13 protein-coding genes are annotated in these 17,799 nt (G+C 36.2%); 5 read left to right on the top strand and 8 right to left on the bottom strand.

Going from position 1 to position 17,799, the window contains the following annotated elements:
- Positions 1 to 9: 9 nt before the first annotated feature.
- The 4 genes from BXY82_RS03890 to BXY82_RS03875 all read right to left on the bottom strand — a co-directional run bounded on the left by BXY82_RS03890 (position 10) and on the right by BXY82_RS03875 (position 8,694).
- Positions 10 to 2,769 carry a PD-(D/E)XK nuclease family protein gene (locus tag BXY82_RS03890; protein WP_133756856.1) on the bottom strand — a complete coding sequence of 920 codons (2,760 nt, stop codon included), beginning with the start codon at positions 2,767 to 2,769 and terminating at the stop codon, positions 10 to 12.
- A 66-nt stretch (positions 2,770 to 2,835) separates the two neighbouring features.
- Positions 2,836 to 4,197, bottom strand: a complete 1,362-nt coding sequence (locus BXY82_RS03885) for an OmpA family protein (protein ID WP_133756855.1) — start codon at positions 4,195 to 4,197, stop codon at positions 2,836 to 2,838.
- Positions 4,198 to 4,322: 125 nt separating this feature from the next.
- A complete protein-coding gene (kbl, locus tag BXY82_RS03880; protein WP_133756854.1) occupies positions 4,323 to 5,519 on the bottom strand; it encodes a glycine C-acetyltransferase in 1,197 nt (398 codons plus the stop codon).
- Between the two features lie 22 nt (positions 5,520 to 5,541).
- A complete protein-coding gene (locus tag BXY82_RS03875) occupies positions 5,542 to 8,694 on the bottom strand; it encodes a UvrD-helicase domain-containing protein (protein ID WP_133756853.1) in 3,153 nt (1,050 codons plus the stop codon).
- Between the two features lie 210 nt (positions 8,695 to 8,904).
- On the opposite strand from BXY82_RS03875, the gene BXY82_RS03870 reads away from it, so the two are divergent.
- Positions 8,905 to 9,513 carry a superoxide dismutase gene (locus tag BXY82_RS03870; RefSeq protein ID WP_133756852.1) on the top strand — a complete coding sequence of 203 codons (609 nt, stop codon included), beginning with the start codon at positions 8,905 to 8,907 and terminating at the stop codon, positions 9,511 to 9,513.
- 710 nt (positions 9,514 to 10,223) lie between these two features.
- On the opposite strand, the gene BXY82_RS03865 is transcribed toward BXY82_RS03870, so the two are convergent.
- The 4 genes from BXY82_RS03865 to purN form a co-directional block, all read right to left on the bottom strand.
- Positions 10,224 to 12,122, bottom strand: a complete 1,899-nt coding sequence (locus BXY82_RS03865; protein WP_133756851.1) for an amidophosphoribosyltransferase — start codon at positions 12,120 to 12,122, stop codon at positions 10,224 to 10,226.
- Positions 12,123 to 12,396: 274 nt separating this feature from the next.
- On the bottom strand, positions 12,397 to 13,329 hold the full coding sequence (locus tag BXY82_RS03860; protein ID WP_133756850.1) for a PfkB family carbohydrate kinase: 933 nt from the start codon (positions 13,327 to 13,329) through the stop codon (positions 12,397 to 12,399).
- A gap of 87 nt (positions 13,330 to 13,416) precedes the next feature.
- The gene (locus tag BXY82_RS03855; protein WP_133756849.1) at positions 13,417 to 14,055 is read right to left on the bottom strand and encodes a ribonuclease H1 domain-containing protein; all 639 of its coding nucleotides are present in this window, start codon (positions 14,053 to 14,055) and stop codon (positions 13,417 to 13,419) included.
- A gap of 36 nt (positions 14,056 to 14,091) precedes the next feature.
- Positions 14,092 to 14,670, bottom strand: coding sequence for a phosphoribosylglycinamide formyltransferase (gene purN / locus BXY82_RS03850; protein ID WP_133756848.1), 579 nt, complete (start codon positions 14,668 to 14,670; stop codon positions 14,092 to 14,094).
- A gap of 269 nt (positions 14,671 to 14,939) precedes the next feature.
- Here purN and BXY82_RS03845 point away from each other — a divergent pair, with 269 nt between their 5' ends.
- From BXY82_RS03845 to BXY82_RS03830, 4 genes are all read left to right on the top strand, one after another.
- The gene (locus BXY82_RS03845) at positions 14,940 to 15,173 is read left to right on the top strand and encodes an acyl carrier protein (RefSeq protein WP_007647141.1); all 234 of its coding nucleotides are present in this window, start codon (positions 14,940 to 14,942) and stop codon (positions 15,171 to 15,173) included.
- A 12-nt stretch (positions 15,174 to 15,185) separates the two neighbouring features.
- Entirely contained in the window at positions 15,186 to 16,436 is a 1,251-nt protein-coding gene (gene fabF, locus BXY82_RS03840; RefSeq protein WP_133756847.1) for a beta-ketoacyl-ACP synthase II, read from the top strand.
- A 7-nt stretch (positions 16,437 to 16,443) separates the two neighbouring features.
- Positions 16,444 to 17,190: a ribonuclease III gene (gene rnc / locus BXY82_RS03835; RefSeq protein WP_133756846.1), complete on the top strand. Its 747-nt coding sequence runs from the start codon at positions 16,444 to 16,446 to the stop codon at positions 17,188 to 17,190.
- Between the two features lie 126 nt (positions 17,191 to 17,316).
- Positions 17,317 to 17,796, top strand: a complete 480-nt coding sequence (locus BXY82_RS03830) for an IPExxxVDY family protein (RefSeq protein WP_133756845.1) — start codon at positions 17,317 to 17,319, stop codon at positions 17,794 to 17,796.
- Positions 17,797 to 17,799 lie beyond the last annotated feature (3 nt).

The raw sequence follows: 17,799 nt of genomic DNA, 5'->3' as shown, positions 1-17,799 counted from the left end.
GTCTACACATTAATGACTGACGTCTTTTTCAATAAAATCAATTTCAGGATTCATAATCTCTAAAATCAATTTCTTCAATTCTAAATAAAATGCCTCTAAGGTTTCTGATGAAATCTGTTGCTCTTTATTTTGACTTCTTGCGGAAGGTTTTTTTCCAAACTTTAAAAAGTAATCGCCCTGAAGGTTTTTGAAGGAAATAATCCCTGCTTCAATAGGGTGCGTTAAGGTTTCGGTTTCATTCAGCATATAGGCATAGGCCAAAACCTGAAAGCTTTTGCTGTATTTGGTATAGTCCAGACTGATATCTTCCCATTCAACAATCTCTACCTGGCCCTGGCTAACTTTTCCTGATTTATAATCAATTATTCTCAAGGTACCATCAAATTCGTCAATTCGGTCTACAGAACCTCTTAAATGTACAGGAAAATCTAATTCAGGGATGTCCACTTTTACGTTCAGATCTTTTTCCAAATCTATTATCTTAATCTGATGACCGGCTTTCAGCGTTTCCATCTCTTTTGTAATGAAATTTGATACATATCGCTTAGCAACTTCAAGAATGATAAGATTCTTACCCTTAGTCATATCACCTTCCTTGTACAAGGCTTTAAAATGTAGCGTAACCGTATCTTTAATGAGCGTCTTCATATGCTTTAAGCTCGCTTCTGTCAGGAATTGCCCTTTATAAGGGACGTAAAAATCTTCTAGAGTTTGATGTATCACACTTCCTAAAGTATTTGCAGCAACCGTCTCTTCAACATCCTCAAAACTCTGAACCTTCAATACTTTTTGATAGTAAAAATCAATTGGGTTCCTGATGTAATTGGTTAGCGATGACGGTGAAAAGCCGTTAGTCGCAATTTGCTGTAAGCGTTCAGAAACAGATGCGGTTTTCTTAATGATTATTGGCGATTTTTGGGCAACTTCCACCTTTGGTACAACAATGCTATGTGTAATGTCATGTATGTTTTCAATTTGAAGTTGCGTTATAAATCTACTTTTCTCACCCCCGTTTAAAACGTCAGGTTCCGTGTTGTAAATGATATAGACGTTTTTTGCCCGTTGTAAAAGGCGGTAGAAGTGATACGTATAGACTGCGTCTTTCTCTTTATAGGTGGGCAATCCATTTTCAAGTTTAACATCAAAAGGGATAAAAGAATTTGTGGTTTTTCCTGCCGGAAGGATGCCTTCGTTGACGGAAGAGATAATCACCGTTTCAAAGTCGAGCACCCGAGATTCCAACATCCCCATAATTTGGAGTCCTTGTAAAGGCTCTCCTTGAAAATCTAAAGTTTCACTGCTCAATAATTCTTTGTATAGATAATAGAGCGTGGTGCTGTTGCTAATGAGTTTGTATTTTGTATTGTATCGTTGGAGTTCATTGAAGATTTGATTAAATCGGTATAGATACTCTAGGGCCAATAGATGTTTTGATTTTTCAATATCAAGTTGTGCTTTTAGGGTTAAAATGAGTTGTGCGCAGTTTTTTAGCGCTTCTTCCGGATCATTTTGCCACGATTTAAATAAGAGCCTTACCACATCTTCTTTGGCTGCTGCCAAGCTTATTAATTTTTCTACAGAGATGTTGACAATATTGTTACTCTGAATATAATTGGTAATCTGACTGCTGTAATTGATGTCATCTTGAGTTAAAACAGACTGGATAAAGGAGTGTGATAAAATTGCTGCCACATCTTTATAGTACAGTTCATTGGTATGATTTTTTTGAATCTTAAAAATTGCATCAAATAAAGACGCCAGCGGCACAGATTTTAGGGGGAGCCCCATTGTAATATTAATGGTGTCTACTCTATTTGGAATCGAATTGAGTAGGGGCATTAAAAGTGTTTCATCACCCAATACAACGGCAGTCTTTTTCAAATCAGCCATTGGCAATGTATTTAACAATTCACCTATATATTTAACTTGCCCAATATTTCTAGGAATTGCAATTGTCTGAATATTTTTTTGAGAACTGTAATTGTCGCCTATCCATTGCACTTTGTTGTGCTTAAAATATGGCCAATCTTTAAGGTGCTGCCTTATAAATAAACCTGCGTCGTGGTTAGGATTGTTTAGAAAAGTTTGGTCAATGTCCCAATAAATACGTGCTAAATTATGTTCCAATAAGTTTTGGATGATGCGTTCTTCAGCTTTATTTAACGCATTAAAGCCAATAAAGACATGCTGTTTATTGGGGTTGGAAGCTATATAGGTTTCAATACCGTTTACGGCCTCCCTATAAACCAAACCTTGATATCCTTTTTTTGAAACAATTAACGTCTCTTTAAATAGTGTATAGTAATGTTTTAGGCGGTTCCAAAATGCTAAATAATTTTTAATATAAGGGGTCTGCTGTTCAGATAATGACCAATGGTTTAGTTCTTTAATAGATTTAAGATACTCAAAAATGTGCTCTGGCGCTATTAGATAACGGTCAATTTCATTAAAGTCCTGGAGCAGGAGTTGTCCCCATTTAGAAAACTGATCAAAGGTTTCTTGTTGATCTTCTGGAGTTAGGGTTCTATATACTTTGTAGAACTCAAATAGAAGTTCTGTATTGGAAGCATACTTCAGTTCGGAAAGTTGCTCTACAAACTCTTCAATGGAAAGAATTTCAGGTGCAAAAATGGTGTTACCGATACTTTGGGATAGGATGTTTTTTAAAAATGTTCCGGCTCTTTTGCTGGGTAAAATGAAGGTTAGATTTTCGATGTCTAATTCTTCCTCTTGTATATAATGTACTACTTCTTTTAGAAAACTTGTCATGTTATAAATATAAAAAACGCCCCGAATATCGGAGCGCTTTTTCTATTTATTTATGTGGATTAAAACCTAGTTTGTAAGTTTTACTTCTACACGTCTGTTGTTGGTTCTACCCGCAGCAGTTTTGTTAGAATCAATTGGATTCGCTTCACCAAAACCTTTTGCAGTTAAACGCTCTTCTTTAATTCCGTTAGCAACTAACCAATCTCTTACTGCGTTAGCTCTTCTTTCAGACAATAATTGGTTAGATCTTTCTGAACCAACACTATCAGTATATCCTTCTAAAGCAAAAGTCGCTTCTGGATATTTGTGGAAGATTGCGTGCATAGACTCTAAAGTTTGGATAGATTCTTTTTTGAAGGTAGATTTACCTGTATCAAATAAGATTGTTCTAGCGTACTCATTAAGAGTTTTCATTTCTTCAACAGTTGGCTTAACTTCAGGACAACCATTGTTAGCAACAGTACCTGGCTCATTAGGACATTTGTCATCTTTGTCTAATACACCGTCACCGTCTGTATCTTTCCAAGGACATCCTTTGTTTGCAGCAGGACCAGCTTCATTAGGACATTCGTCATCTTTATCAGCTACACCGTCGCCATCAGCATCAGGACAACCGTTTAATGCTTTTAAACCAGCAACTGTAGGACATTCGTCTTTGTTATCTGGAACACCGTCACCGTCAGTATCAGGACAACCGTTAAACTCAGCTAAACCAGCTTCATTAGGACAATCATCTTTAGAATCTTCGATACCATCATTGTCAGAATCTGGACAACCGTTGAAAGCTGCTAAACCAGGAACATCTGGACAAGCATCATCTTTATCATATACACCGTCTCCATCAGTATCTTTTCCACCGAATTTAAGAGCTAAACCAACAGTATGTTGGAAATGTGTAGCTAAATAATCTTCAAATGCGTGTTTGTAAGAAGACTGTACAGTCATACCAACATTTTCAGAGAACCATAAGTTGAAACCTAAAGTTCCGTTTGCAGTACCTGCACCAATGTCATCAATCCAAGTGTAACCACCACCTACTCCTAGGTAAGGCTCAAACACTGTAGAGTTTAAAAGGTGACCAAAGCTGTATTTAACTGTACCATCTAAACCATAGTAAGATAAATCATCAGCTGAGCTATCTCCAATTTTGCTGATTTCGTTGATAGTACCTGCAGCGGTTAATGTAAACCCGTCAGATAAGTATCTAGATACAGAGATAGAAGATAAAGAAGGTAATACATTGTAATGATCTCCAAAGTTGAAGTATTCATCAAAGATGCCACCTTGTCCGTCTTCACCAGTTGGGAAAAAGTCAACTGCATTCACACCAACCCCAATTGCCCACGGGTTGTTGTCATCCTGCGCGTTGACGTTGCTAAAGCTAAATAAAAGCAACATAGCGAAAAATAATCTGCTAAGATTTTTCATATTCTAATAATTTAATTTTTAAGTGTTAATTAATGAACAAAAGTAAGTTGTAAAATATTATTAACAAAGACAAATATATAAAATTATAAGGTAATTGCCTTAAAATATCAGTGTTTGGACTGATTTTAAATTATTTCCAAACTTTTACCGACCTTGATAAAAGCGGCAATTGCCTTGTCTAAATGTGCCTTTGTATGCGCTGCAGAAAGCTGTACTCTAATTCTTGCTTTTTCCTTTGGTACCACCGGAAAAAAGAAACCAATTACATAAATGCCTTCTTTTAATAGCATGTTGGCCATGGTTTGAGACAATTTGGCGTCATAAAGCATAACTGGGACAATTGCAGAATCACCATCAATGATATCAAATCCGGCACGTTTCATACCTTCTTTAAAGTAAGATGTATTTTCAGCAAGTGTATCTCTTAACTTGGTGTCATTGGCTAACATGTCAAACACCTTAATGGAAGCGCCAACAATGGCAGGGGCAAGAGAATTTGAGAATAAATAAGGTCTTGAACGCTGGCGCAATAAGGCTATAATTTCTTTTTTACCAGTAGTATAACCGCCCATTGCACCGCCCATAGCTTTACCCAGGGTTCCTGTAATAATATCAATTCTATCCATGACACCTTTCTCTTCTAGTGTACCACGACCTGTATCGCCTATAAATCCGGTAGCATGACATTCGTCAATCATCACCATGGCGTCATATTTGTCTGCTAAATCGCAAATTTTATCTAATGGTGCCACGATGCCATCCATTGAAAACACCCCGTCTGTTACAATAATCTTAAATCGAGCACCGTTTTCATTGGCAGCAATAAGCTGTTGCTCCAAATCTTCCATATTGCTGTTTTCATATCGGTAGCGTGCAGCTTTACATAAACGTACGCCGTCAATAATGGAAGCGTGGTTTAATGAGTCAGAGATGATAGCATCATTCGCATCTAGTAATGGTTCAAATACGCCTCCGTTGGCGTCAAAAGCAGCCGCGTATAAGATGGTATCTTCAGTACCATAATAATCTGCTATTTTTTGTTCCAAAGTTTTATGTATGTCTTGTGTGCCGCAAATAAAGCGTACAGAAGACATTCCAAAGCCATGTGTGTCCAAAGTATCTTTGGCAGCCTGTACAACGTCTGGGTGTGAAGAGAGGCCTAAATAATTGTTCGCACAAAAGTTTAACACAGTCTCTCCAGTATTTAATGTTATTTCTGCACCTTGAGGGGAGGTGATAATACGCTCTTCCTTAAAAAGTCCAGCCTCTTTAATATCTTTTAGTTCGTTTTGTAAGTGTTGTTGTAATTTGTTACTGTACATGATTATTGATTTTTATACAAAGTTAAAATTCTTTTATTTGAATGTCTTCATTTATGTAAACAAGTATCTTTTTTACGACCTTAAAATCCATTTCCTCTAAAATAGTTTGGTATTCCATAAGTTGATTATGATGTTTATGATGTGCAGCTCCCGTTTTGTAGTCTATAATGACCGCTTCCCTCTGCTGATTGACTACTATGCGATCTGGCCTTAAAATCAAACCACCAACGGCTAAAATATCCTTTTCATTATAAATTTTAAGTTCTGGTTTAAAATACGCATTTAATATTTGATGGTGAACAAGGTTATCTACAATGGATCTTAGATCTAGACTTTGATCAGGGCTAATGTCACCATGGTCTATTAAGTCTTCAAAAACGGAATCAATATCATCTTGATATTCTATTTTCGACATTATTAAATGCACTAGATTCCCTTTTTCAATTGCTGCCTCCTGCTCAGAATCCCATAAATATCCAGAATTAGTAACAATTTTTAAATCGTGCGTTTCTTTGGCAATAGAAATAAAGTGTTCTTGAGTTGTAGACGTTTCTGTTTTTTTAGGGGCCAATAAGCGTTGTGGAGCGCCAAAACTATAGGTTTTTTTTGAGTTGTCCCATACGCCAGTATGTTTTAGATAATTAATAAACAAACCAGAATACCAACTTAATTTTTCCTGTTGGGCTTTGTCAAGGTCATATTCTGAAATGATGTAGAGTTGTTCCACCGCTCTTGTAAGCACCACATATAACAGGTTCATGCTATCTAATTCCAGTTGTGTTCTATATGCTGCGTACATGGCATCTCCTGTGGGTCCTAGGTCTTGTAAATCTTTATTTACATTAATAAACATATTGGAAAAACCATGAAAAGCTTCAGGTTCCACAGGAAACCAGATTTTTGGAGAGCGATCATGATAAATGTCTTGGTTGGCATAAGGAAATATGACTACAGGAAATTCTAAACCTTTAGATTTGTGAATGGTCATTATCTGTACCGCATTATTGCCTTGTGGTGAGGTTATGGACAGTTTTTCTTTTTTGATGTCCCAATGCGCCATAAAGCTTGAAAAACCTGCATTATATTTCTGGGAGAAGTCTAAAACTTCATCCAGAAAAAATTGAATGTAGGCATTGGAGGTAGCATTGAGTTTAAATTGGCGGACCAGACTCTCTACAGCTTCATAAAAAGGGAGTTGTAAAAATTGATTAAAATTGAAATACAGGTCGTATTTTTCCAGTTTTTTAAACATCACTGTGGTCTCTAAATGGACCAAATTGTAGAAAAACAAATGCTTATCTTCGAGAATAAAAAGATGATTTGCTAGGTAACTCAGGGCTTCAATTTTTAACATATCGTTATAGGGCTGGGAGGCCAAACCTATAATACTGGTTAAAAATTGGACTTCAGGCGAATTTTTTAAAAGAAGGGATTCTGATGAAATTATTGGAATGCCTTCAATACTTAAATATTCAGCCAGTGCTATCCCTTCTTTAGTTTTTCTGGTAATGATACAAATGTCTCGATAGTCAAATTTATTATTCTGTGCAGTTTTAATGGCTTGCATCACTTGTAGGCCGTAGGCTTCATCCTTGTCTTCAGGTTCAAATTGCAAGAATGATAACTCGACATACCCTGCTCCATTTAACGATTGTTCTTGATAACTTGCTTCATAGATTTCTCTGTGTGAGGGATCTGTAACAACAAATGAGGATAAATGCTTAAAAAAGGCATTGTTAAAGTTCACTACAGTTTCTAAACTCCTGTAATTTGCCGGTAAATTTTTTACCTCTTGGTCAGTTTGAAAAGGGTGTTGTTTTTTAGTATATAAATCAATAAACTGTTCAGCCTTTCCTCCTCGCCACCTGTAAATTGCCTGTTTGGCATCGCCCACCAGCATTGTTGAACCTGTTTCGCCCTTTAAATTTTGTCCCGATAGTGCGTTGTCAATTAATGGAATTAAGTTTTCCCATTGTTTGACTGAGGTGTCTTGAAATTCATCAATAAAATAATGTTTAAATTTTTCACCCATCCGTTCATAAATAAAAGGCGCCGGTTGTGATTTGATTTCATTACTGATTAAAGAGTTGAACTCAGAGATAAGCACCAAATCTTCATCTGTTTTGATATCTTGAAGGCTATTATAGATCGCATTCAAAACCGATAATGGCGTGATGTTTTTAAGTGCATTTTTCAAAAATTTTAGTTGGATGATGGCTTTACGAGTTTCTTCAAATGCTTTGATGATGCTTGACTGTAGCCCATCAATAATCGCCATCTTTGAAGCATCTAATCGTTTTTTAGGATAAAGTGATTTTCCATCTAATAAATCGAGTTGCCATTTTGAACCAAAATTGACGTCAAAATTAGTTTCCGATAATTTTAAAAAATGCTTGGGAAGATAACTGCCAGAAAAATCAGTGAATTGTATGCCATTAGTTTCAAAAAGCGATAAAACCTCTTGTGCTGATTGGCTTATTCCAATTTCTAATTGGCGAACTTGGGCCGTGAGTTGCGTTTTGAGAACCTTAAAATCATCTAAAGTTTTGCCTTTCAATAACTCGATATAAGGGATGTCATTTTCATTGACGAGCAATTGAGCAATCTGATTAAAATCAAAAGCCACATCCCAACTCTTGTCATCGTCAGCCTTTTCAATGGCAAAATCCACTAATATTTTTGTGAGTGCTTTATCTTTTCCGGCCTTATCAATGAGCTGATCTACCGCTTTTGCCAGTATTGTTTTGGTGTCTAATTCAACCTCAAAATTTAGAGGTAATTTCAAATCGTGAGCAAATGTTCGTATGAGTCGGTGGTTGAATTTATCAATAGTAGAAATATCAAATGCAGCGTAATTATGCGCTATTGTATGTAATATAATCTTGGCTTTTTCGTGCAATGCACCGGAATCTAATTGTAGTTCTTCGGTAAGCATACTGAACATTGGGGTTGGCTTCTCTAAAATGGTGGCATCTGAAAAATCGATAAGCATATGTACCACACGCGCTTTCATTTCTGCCACGGCTTTATTGGTAAAGGTGAGGGCCAATATATTTTTAAAGGCATTTTTTTGACTGGAAGTCAGTAAAATTTTTAAATATGCCTTAACTAATGTAAATGTTTTTCCACTTCCAGCAGAGGCATTATATATTGAAAAAGAGTTATGGTTGTCCATGATAGGGAATTTGAGACAAGATAAAAACTAAAGCTGATTTAATAGGAGAATTTTTAAGAATTCAATGCTAAATTCCTTTCTTCAGGCTGCTAGTGGCCAACGTTAAACTTTTCTTAACTCGTAGATACGGAGCGCTTAATATTTTTAAATGCACAGTATTATATGTAAATTTGGGTAGAATAATTATTAACACTTAAAAACATACACATTATGGCTTTCGAATTACCGAAATTAAAATATGCTTATGATGCTTTAGAGCCTCATATCGATGCGAAAACAATGGAAATACATCATAGTAAACACCATCAAGGATATACTAATAATTTAAACAATGCTATTGAGGGAACCGACATGGCTGGAAAAACGATTGAGAATATTCTGATCAATTTAGATATGGACAACAAGGCAGTTAGAAATAATGGTGGTGGGTTCTATAACCATTCACTATTTTGGGAAGTAATGAACCCTGAAGGTAAAGGGCAATTATCTGGAGATCTTAAGGCTGCTATTGAATCTGCTTACAAATCATTTGATGCTTTTAAAGATGAATTTAGTAAAGCTGCAGCAACTCAGTTCGGTTCAGGCTGGGCTTGGTTGTGCGTTCATAAAGGTGGAAAAGTAGAAATATGCTCAACACCTAATCAAGACAATCCATTAATGCCTGGTGTAGGTTGTGGAGGAACTCCAATTTTAGGCTTGGACGTGTGGGAACATGCATATTATTTAAAATATCAAAATAAGAGACCTGATTATATCAATGCATTTTTTAATATTATCAACTGGAATGAAGTTGAAAGACGTTATGCGGAAGCAAAATAAGATTTATTTATATATTAGTAACAAAGCAAACTCGAAAGGGTTTGCTTTTTTTTTTGCTTTGGATGGAGAATTTTGGGCAAAATAAAAGCTTGAATATTAAAGGGTGATTGATGTAAGATCTACCCTGAAATAAGTCTGACTTGCCATTCAACATGTAAAGTCTTGATAAATTATTAAATTCTTGTTTTATAAGGTCACGTGAGAAGGAAATTATAAAAAATTTATATTAATCAGGGAAGTCTTTTTAAATTAGAGATATCTGTCTTCGCAGATATTCATGAAAAAAGGTGGACGAGTGTCCACCTTTTTTGCCCCAAATCTACCATAAACTTAACCTACTTATGTTATGGTGGAACAAATATAGGTGCAGTCGTTGCAATACGTTAATTTATTAGATAAACTGCGTATAAATTAGGCTGAACGAAATTTAGTTAAAAAAGTGGTGGTATAATATCGATTTGGTTTATGCTTGATTTTGAACCGTTTGCCAGAAGTTAAAATGCGGAAACTTAAGTATAGGGCATAAAAAAAGGTAAACCTAAGTTTACCTTTTTTTGCCCCAAATCTACCATGAACTTAACCTACTTATGTTATGGTATCACTAAGGTATATGGAATTTAAATAACTCAATTAATTATTAGATTAAGTGTTAATTTATCCGATTAAATGTTTCTTTTTCGGATAATCCGCATAAATTACTCGTTTTCAATCTAATACGCTCTAGCGCTATTTCCTTCATAAAAATTGATAAAAGCCTTGTTAACTACACGGTTTCCTCCTGCGGTAGGATAATTGCCTGTAAAATACCAGTCCCCTAAATTTTTAGGACATGCTAAGTGTAAATTTTCAATGGTTTGGAAAATAGTCTTTACTTCCGCTTTCACTGACGAATCACTAATAAGTTCTGAAATTTTGTCTGAAATCTGTTCAGCTGTAAATTGGCTGTATAATTCCTTGACAAAATTCTGAACCTCTTTGTCTTCTAGATGCGCTTGGGCGACACATTTTTTATACACATCGTCTATGAGGTGATATTTGTTATTTTCCTTCAGTAATTCCAACATTGCTCTAAATGCAATAAGGTCTTCCAATCTGGCCATGTCAATGCCGTAACAATCTGGGTATCTAATTTGAGGTGCCGAGGAGACAACAATGATTTTCTTTGGGTGCAACCTGTCCATCATTTTAATGATACTCTTTTTTAGAGTGGTTCCTCGTACAATACTATCGTCAATGATGACCAAATTGTCCGTAGGTTTTATAACCCCATAAGTAACATCATAAACGTGCGCCACCAAATCATCTCTACTGCTGTCTTCTGTAATAAACGTTCGTAGTTTGACATCTTTAATAGCGATTTTCTCAATTCTAGGCCGTTCAGATAAAATTTGAGTAACTTTTTCGGCTGATAAGCCGCCGTTGCCTTCAAGGATGGCTTTCGTTTTTTTCTTGTTGAGATGGTCTTCAACCGTTTCAATCATACCAAAAAATGACGTTTCGGCTGTATTTGGTATATAGGAGAACACACTATTTTTGGTGTCAAAATCAATTGCCTCTAATACCTTTGGCATTAATAGTTTTCCTAATTTCTTACGTTCTTGATAAATTTCAGCATCACTTCCTCTCGAAAAGTAAATGCGTTCAAAAGAGCAGGCTTTACGTTCAAAAGGTTCTAGAATTTTTTTAATGGCCGTATCTCCCGATTTTTTGGTTATTATAGCATGACCTGGTGGAAGTTCATGCACATCATCAAACTCGACATTAAAAACAGTTTGAATAACTGGACGCTCAGAAGCTACCACTACAATTTCGTCGTCTTGATAGTAATAGGCAGGCCGGATCCCGGAAGGATCACGTAATACAAATGAGTCGCCATGGCCTAAGAGACCCGCCATGGTATAGCCCCCGTCCCAATCTTTGGAGGAGCGTTTTAAAATTTTTGCAACATTTAATCGCTCAGCAATTAATGGAGAACATTCATTTTTACTATAGCCTTCATTTTTAAGTTGTTTGTATTTTTTGGCCACAGCATCATCTAAAAAATGTCCTATTTTCTCCATAATGGTCACTGTATCAGCCTTTTCCTTTGGGTGCTGACCTATTTTTACGAGACCTTCAAACAGTTCGTTAACATTGGTCATGTTAAAGTTTCCTGCAAGAATAAGATTTCTGTGCATCCAATTGTTCTGTCTCAAAAACGGGTGTACGCTCTCAACACTATTTTTTCCGTACGTCCCGTAGCGCACATGACCCAGAAGTAACTCTCCTATATAGGGAATGTTTTTTTTCTGTAAGTCGACATCATCAGCATATTCAGGATGTTCTGTCAATTCTTTATTGATGCGCTCATTTATTTGGGCAAATATATCTTGTATAGGTTGTTGCGCAATAGAGCGTACACGACTGATGTAACGTTCTCCAGGGGCAGTGTCAAGTTTTATACTCGCAAAACCAGCGCCATCCTGTCCTCGATTGTGCTGCTTTTCCATCATCAAATACATTTTATTAACACCGTAAAAGGCGCTACCGTATTTTTTTTTATAGTAATCTAATGGTTTTAGAAGTCTTATGAGGGCTATGCCGCACTCATGTTTTAACGCATCACTCATTGGGTTATTTTAATTTTAGATTTTTTGAAAAAGTAATAGTTTGTCGGAATACCGTTGCGTATATTACAAACTGAGGGAGATAAAAAAACGCGCTTCATTTGGAGCGCGTCAGTATATAGCAATTCAATAGTATATCCTTTAGATATTTGTTGTTGTTGTTTAAAGGTGGTATCAAAAAGATGCAATGTCATGTGATTGTATACTTTCATTTAAAAAGCGCACTAGTGCCTGTTTGCTAAACGACTGATCTAATGTCTAGAATTAGTATTTAGGTTCAATTATTTTCTAAGACAATTTCAAATTGGGTCAATTGTTTAAACTGATTTAAGCGTTGATAAATATCTTTATCTTCGAGTGTCAACATACGTTCTGTACCAAATTTCTCCACACAGAATGATGCTAGTGTTGATCCATATATGACGGCATTTTTAAGGTTTTCAAAAGAGTAATCTTCCGTTTTTGCTAAAAATCCAGCAAATCCCCCAGCAAAGGTGTCTCCAGCGCCAGTTGGATCAAATACTTCCTCTAATGGAAGTGCTGGTGCAAAAAAGACATTATCTTGATGAAACAGAAGCGCTCCGTGTTCTCCTTTTTTAATGACCACATATGTTGGACCCATCTCGTGAATTTTACGAGCCGCTACGACTAATGAATATTCTCCGGTTAATTGGCGTGCTTCTTCGTCATTAATTGTTATGACATCCACTTTTTTAATCACAGCCTTCAACTCGTTGAGTGCGCAGTCCATCCAAAAATTCATCGTGTCTAAAATCACCATTTTCGGTTTTTTGCTCATTTGCTCCAGAACGCTCATTTGAACTAAAGGGTGCAAATTGCCCAACATCACCACGTTTGCGTCTTTATAGGTATCAGGAACTACCGGATTAAAGTCAGCAAGTACGTTCAATTCCGTTGCTAAGGTATCACGGGTGTTCATGTCGTTATGATATTTACCACTCCAGAAAAATGTTTTACCTTCTTTTACAATTTCAACACCTTCAATATCAATATTTCTTTCGGATAATAATTCTAAATAGTTTCGAGGAAAATCGCCGCCAACCACTGAAACAGCAGCAGCATTGATATTAAATTGAGAAGCTGCCAATCCTATGTAGGTTGCCGCGCCACCTAGAATTTTATCAGTTTTGCCAAAAGGAGTTTCGATAGCGTCAAAAGCAACGGTACCTACAATTACTAATTTGCTCATAGTGAGGTTTAAAATTTGCTGCAAATATAAGGCTTTTTGGATACGATTTGGGTACTATTTTTTGATAAAATAATCATATAAAGTCAATTATTTCCTCCCAAAATCCGCGGGTATCTCCCCCCATGCCTTAGTTTCCCATTTTACAATAGTAGTGGTATAAGTGTTTGTTTTAAGCCAATTTACGGCCCTGTCAACCAATTCAAAAAGCTTTTCGTTCTTAGCATTGCGTGGTAATTTGGTGTTGCAGGTTTTCTTTTTTACCCAACTCATGGCAGTTTTTGAGTCAGTATATATTATACGTTTACTACTATTTTTTTTAAGTAAGGCCAACCCATGAACAATAGCCAAAAACTCTCCTATATTGTTCGTGCCTTCCGGAAAAGGCCCTTGAATAAACAGTTGTTTTTTTGTTTTGGTATCCACGCCTCTATATTCCATAACTCCGGGATTGCCACTAGAGGCTGCATCCACTGATATGGAATTGTAATTTGGTTGTCCAATTTTTTGAAGTTGCAGTTCTGATAAACCGCTTTTAAAAGTCTTGGACTTACCAATATAATCTCGGTAATTTCCGTCCAATGCTTTTTTTGCCGCCTCAAAGGTTTCAAAAGACTTGTATTGGGCGCCTTGGTAGTCTTTGATTTGGGCTTTACAGTCATTCCATTTCTCAAAGATGCCCGTTTTATGGCCTTTCCAGACGGTATAGTATTTTTTTTTCTTAGACATTTTTATTATTCTCGAGAAAACGAGGATCTCTTAAAATTAGTTAGAGTCTTCCTTTAAAAGCAATTCCTCTACCACTTTTGGGAAATATTCCATTTCCAAATCGTGTATTTTGGCTGCTACCGTTTCTGCAGTATCAGTTGTGCTGACCTCGCATTTTTTTTGAAATATAATAGCACCTTCATCGTAATGCTCATTGACATAGTGAATGGTAATACCCGTTTCCGTTTCTTTATTCGCAACCACAGCCTCGTGCACAAATTTACCGTACATGCCTTTGCCACCAAACTTAGGGAGCAATGCAGGGTGGATATTGATTACCTTGTTAGGGAATTCATGAAGTATAAAGTCTGGGAACTTCCATAAGAACCCAGCCAAAACTATTAAGTCGGGTTCTGATGCTTTCAAAATATTTAGCACATCATTAGTTTGGGTAAATGCGATTCTGTTAAAAGAAAGTGCGCTTACTTTTAAAGATTTGCAACGGTCCAAAACTTTGGCATGGGGATTGTTAGTCAGAACCTGAATGACAGAACCAGTTTCTCTGTTGTGAAAATACTTGATTAAATTTTCAGCATTAGTACCACTTCCGGACGCAAAAATTACAATACGTTTCATCTGCTATTTTCTATATTTATATTATTGTCAGATGCTATTCGCTATCAAATTAAAAAATGTTCAGCAAAATTCCCTAATCTCATTTCATTTACAGATATTAGCCTCTAGAATTCGAAACAAAAAAAAGAATAAATAATAACAATTGGTAGGTAAAATAGAAATACTTCACTGTATATTTACTAAATTACAAACACATTCTAGAAATAAAAATGGGTTTTAAAATAAAGTTTTTTATTTTTGCCAATCAATAAAACTTAAAATTAAAGATTATGTCAGACATTGCATCAAGAGTAAAAGCGATTATAGTAGACAAATTAGGTGTAGACGAGAACGAAGTTGTCACTGAAGCGAGCTTCACAAATGATTTAGGAGCGGATTCTTTGGATACTGTAGAATTAATTATGGAATTCGAAAAAGAATTCGATATTCAAATTCCAGATGATCAAGCAGAAAATATTGCTACTGTAGGTCAAGCTATCTCTTATATAGAAGCAGCAAAATAAGCAACAAACTTTATGGAATTAAGGCGAGTTGTAGTTACGGGTTTAGGGGCGCTTACACCAATCGGGAATACCAAAGATGAATATTGGGAAGCCTTGGTTAGTGGGAAAAGCGGTGCTGGACCTATAACATATTTTGATGCTGAAAAGTTCAAAACTAAATTCGCTTGCGAATTAAAAAACTTTGAACCAACCAAATTTATTGATAGGAAGCTAGTCAACAGAATGGATAGGTTTACGCAATATGCTATGGTGGCTTCTGATGAAGCGATTTTAGATGCGAAACTTGATCTTAACGTGGTTGACAAACTTCGTGTTGGTGTAATTTGGGGTGCTGGTATTGGAGGGTTAGAAACTTTTCAGGACGAAGTTCTTAATTTTGCCGCTGGCGATGGAACTCCGCGATTCAACCCTTTCTTTATTCCGAAAATGATTGCCGATATAGCTCCAGGGAACATTTCCATTAAACATGGTTTTATGGGCCCTAATTATACTACGGTTTCGGCATGTGCATCTTCTGCCAATGCAATGATAGATGCTTTAAACTATATACGTTTAGGGTATTGTGATGTTATTGTAACGGGAGGAAGTGAAGCAGCGGTTACCAAAGCAGGTATGGGTGGTTTTAATGCCATGCATGCATTATCAACAAGAAATGAAAGTCCTGAAACAGCTTCACGTCCATTTGATGCTACCAGAGATGGTTTTGTCTTGGGTGAAGGCGCAGGGGCGATTATTTTGGAAGATTATGAGCATGCTAAGGCTAGAGGCGCTAAGATCTATGCGGAAGTGCTTGGAGGTGGTTTATCCTCTGACGCCTACCACATGACTGCCCCACATCCTGATGGAATTGGAGTTATTGCCGTAATGAAAAACTGTTTGGACAATGCTGGATTGAAACCTGAAGATGTTGATCATATTAACACACATGGTACATCCACACCTTTAGGTGATGTTGCTGAACTAAAAGCCATTACGGAAGTCTTTGGTGAACATGCCAAGAATATCAATATAAATTCAACAAAATCTATGACTGGTCATCTCTTGGGAGCCGCTGGTGCTGTAGAATCTATTGCTGCTATATTGGCAATGGAACACGGTATTGTGCCGCCAACCATAAACCATTCAGTTGTGGATGAAAATATTGATGCGCAATTAAACTTAACCCTTAACAAAGCTCAGAAGAGAGATGTTAGAGTGGCTATGAGTAATACGTTTGGATTTGGCGGTCATAACGCCTGCGTATTATTTAAAAAATTAGATTAAATCCCGAATGAACTACATTCGTAACATATTAAATTCCCGTTCTAAAAATGACGGGAATTTTTTTTTTCAAATCCAAAAAATCGTAGGGTATAAGCCGAAAAACAAATCGCTGTACGTTAAGGCATTTACGCATCGTTCAATGAATGTGAAAGATGAAAAAGGTATGGCACTTAATTACGAACGACTTGAATTTGTAGGCGATGCCATGCTCGGTGCTGTTATAGCGTCCTATCTGTACAGCGAAGTTCCAGATGGTGATGAAGGCTACTTGACTAAAATGCGTTCAAAAGTGGTAAGTAGAGAGCATCTTAATGAGTTGGGGAAAGAATTAAAGCTCATCGACTTTGTGGAATCTAAAATCCCAAAGAATAATTTTGGAAGCAATATACATGGTAACTTATTTGAAGCTCTAGTGGGTGCTATTTTCCTTGATAAGGGGTATAAGCAATGTGAAAAATTCATTTATAAAAATGTAATTGATAAGCATATTGATATCGAAACGCTTGAAGGAAAAGTGATCAGCTATAAGAGCTTATTGATAGAATGGTGTCAGAAGGAAAAGAAGATATTTGACTATAATGTTTATGAAGATACTGGCAATGATAATATGAAACATTTCTCAGTAAAACTTTCAATAGATGGGAAGGTTGTAGCTAAAGCTAGAGCTACTTCCAAAAAGAAGGCAGAAGAAAAAGCTTCTAAACGTGCTTTTTTTGCATTTCAAAACCGAATCAATCAGTCCTTTAAAGAATAGTTACAGGGTTTTGGACAAAAGTTACTAACTACAACGATTTCGCGCAGTAGCGCTATTAAGAATTCCCAAAACATCACTTTACACTAGAGATAATGTGCTATCTTTACGGCTCATGTTGTAATAATTATGGCGTTACATAAACTACTTGTAGACGATTTCTATGACGCTTCCTACTCGCTTTTAGCCGTACATTGCAGGTTGGAAGATTACAGATTGGCTTATCTTCTCAATAAACATTTGAATCTGAACTTAAAGCGTCAGGCTCAAGATTTAGATTATAAGTATTTTGCTGCAACCTATCCCATTTACGAATGGTTTGATGAAAAATTATTCACAACATGGCATATGGTGTCCAACATCTGCAAAAAAGAGGAAGACAGTTTACAAAGTTCAGGCTCTCTTTTTTCAACCAATGAAAAAGTCTTAAAAACCTACCACTTTTTACCCGAGTTAAAAAATGTAGATTTTTTGATTAAAGTAACTAATGAAGATAGGTACTTAGATGAGAAGGACATTCTAGAAAAAATACAGGCCATCCCACAGGTCATAACAACATATACCATAGACATAGACCAACTAAAGTCTAAAGACAACTTAATTTTTTGATTA

It is taken from the genome of Gelidibacter sediminis (assembly GCF_004364975.1).
Lineage (GTDB): Bacteria > Bacteroidota > Bacteroidia > Flavobacteriales > Flavobacteriaceae > Gelidibacter > Gelidibacter sediminis.
The sequence above is the reverse complement of the archived record's forward strand: the minus strand, read 5'-3'. Positions and strand labels throughout refer to the sequence as shown.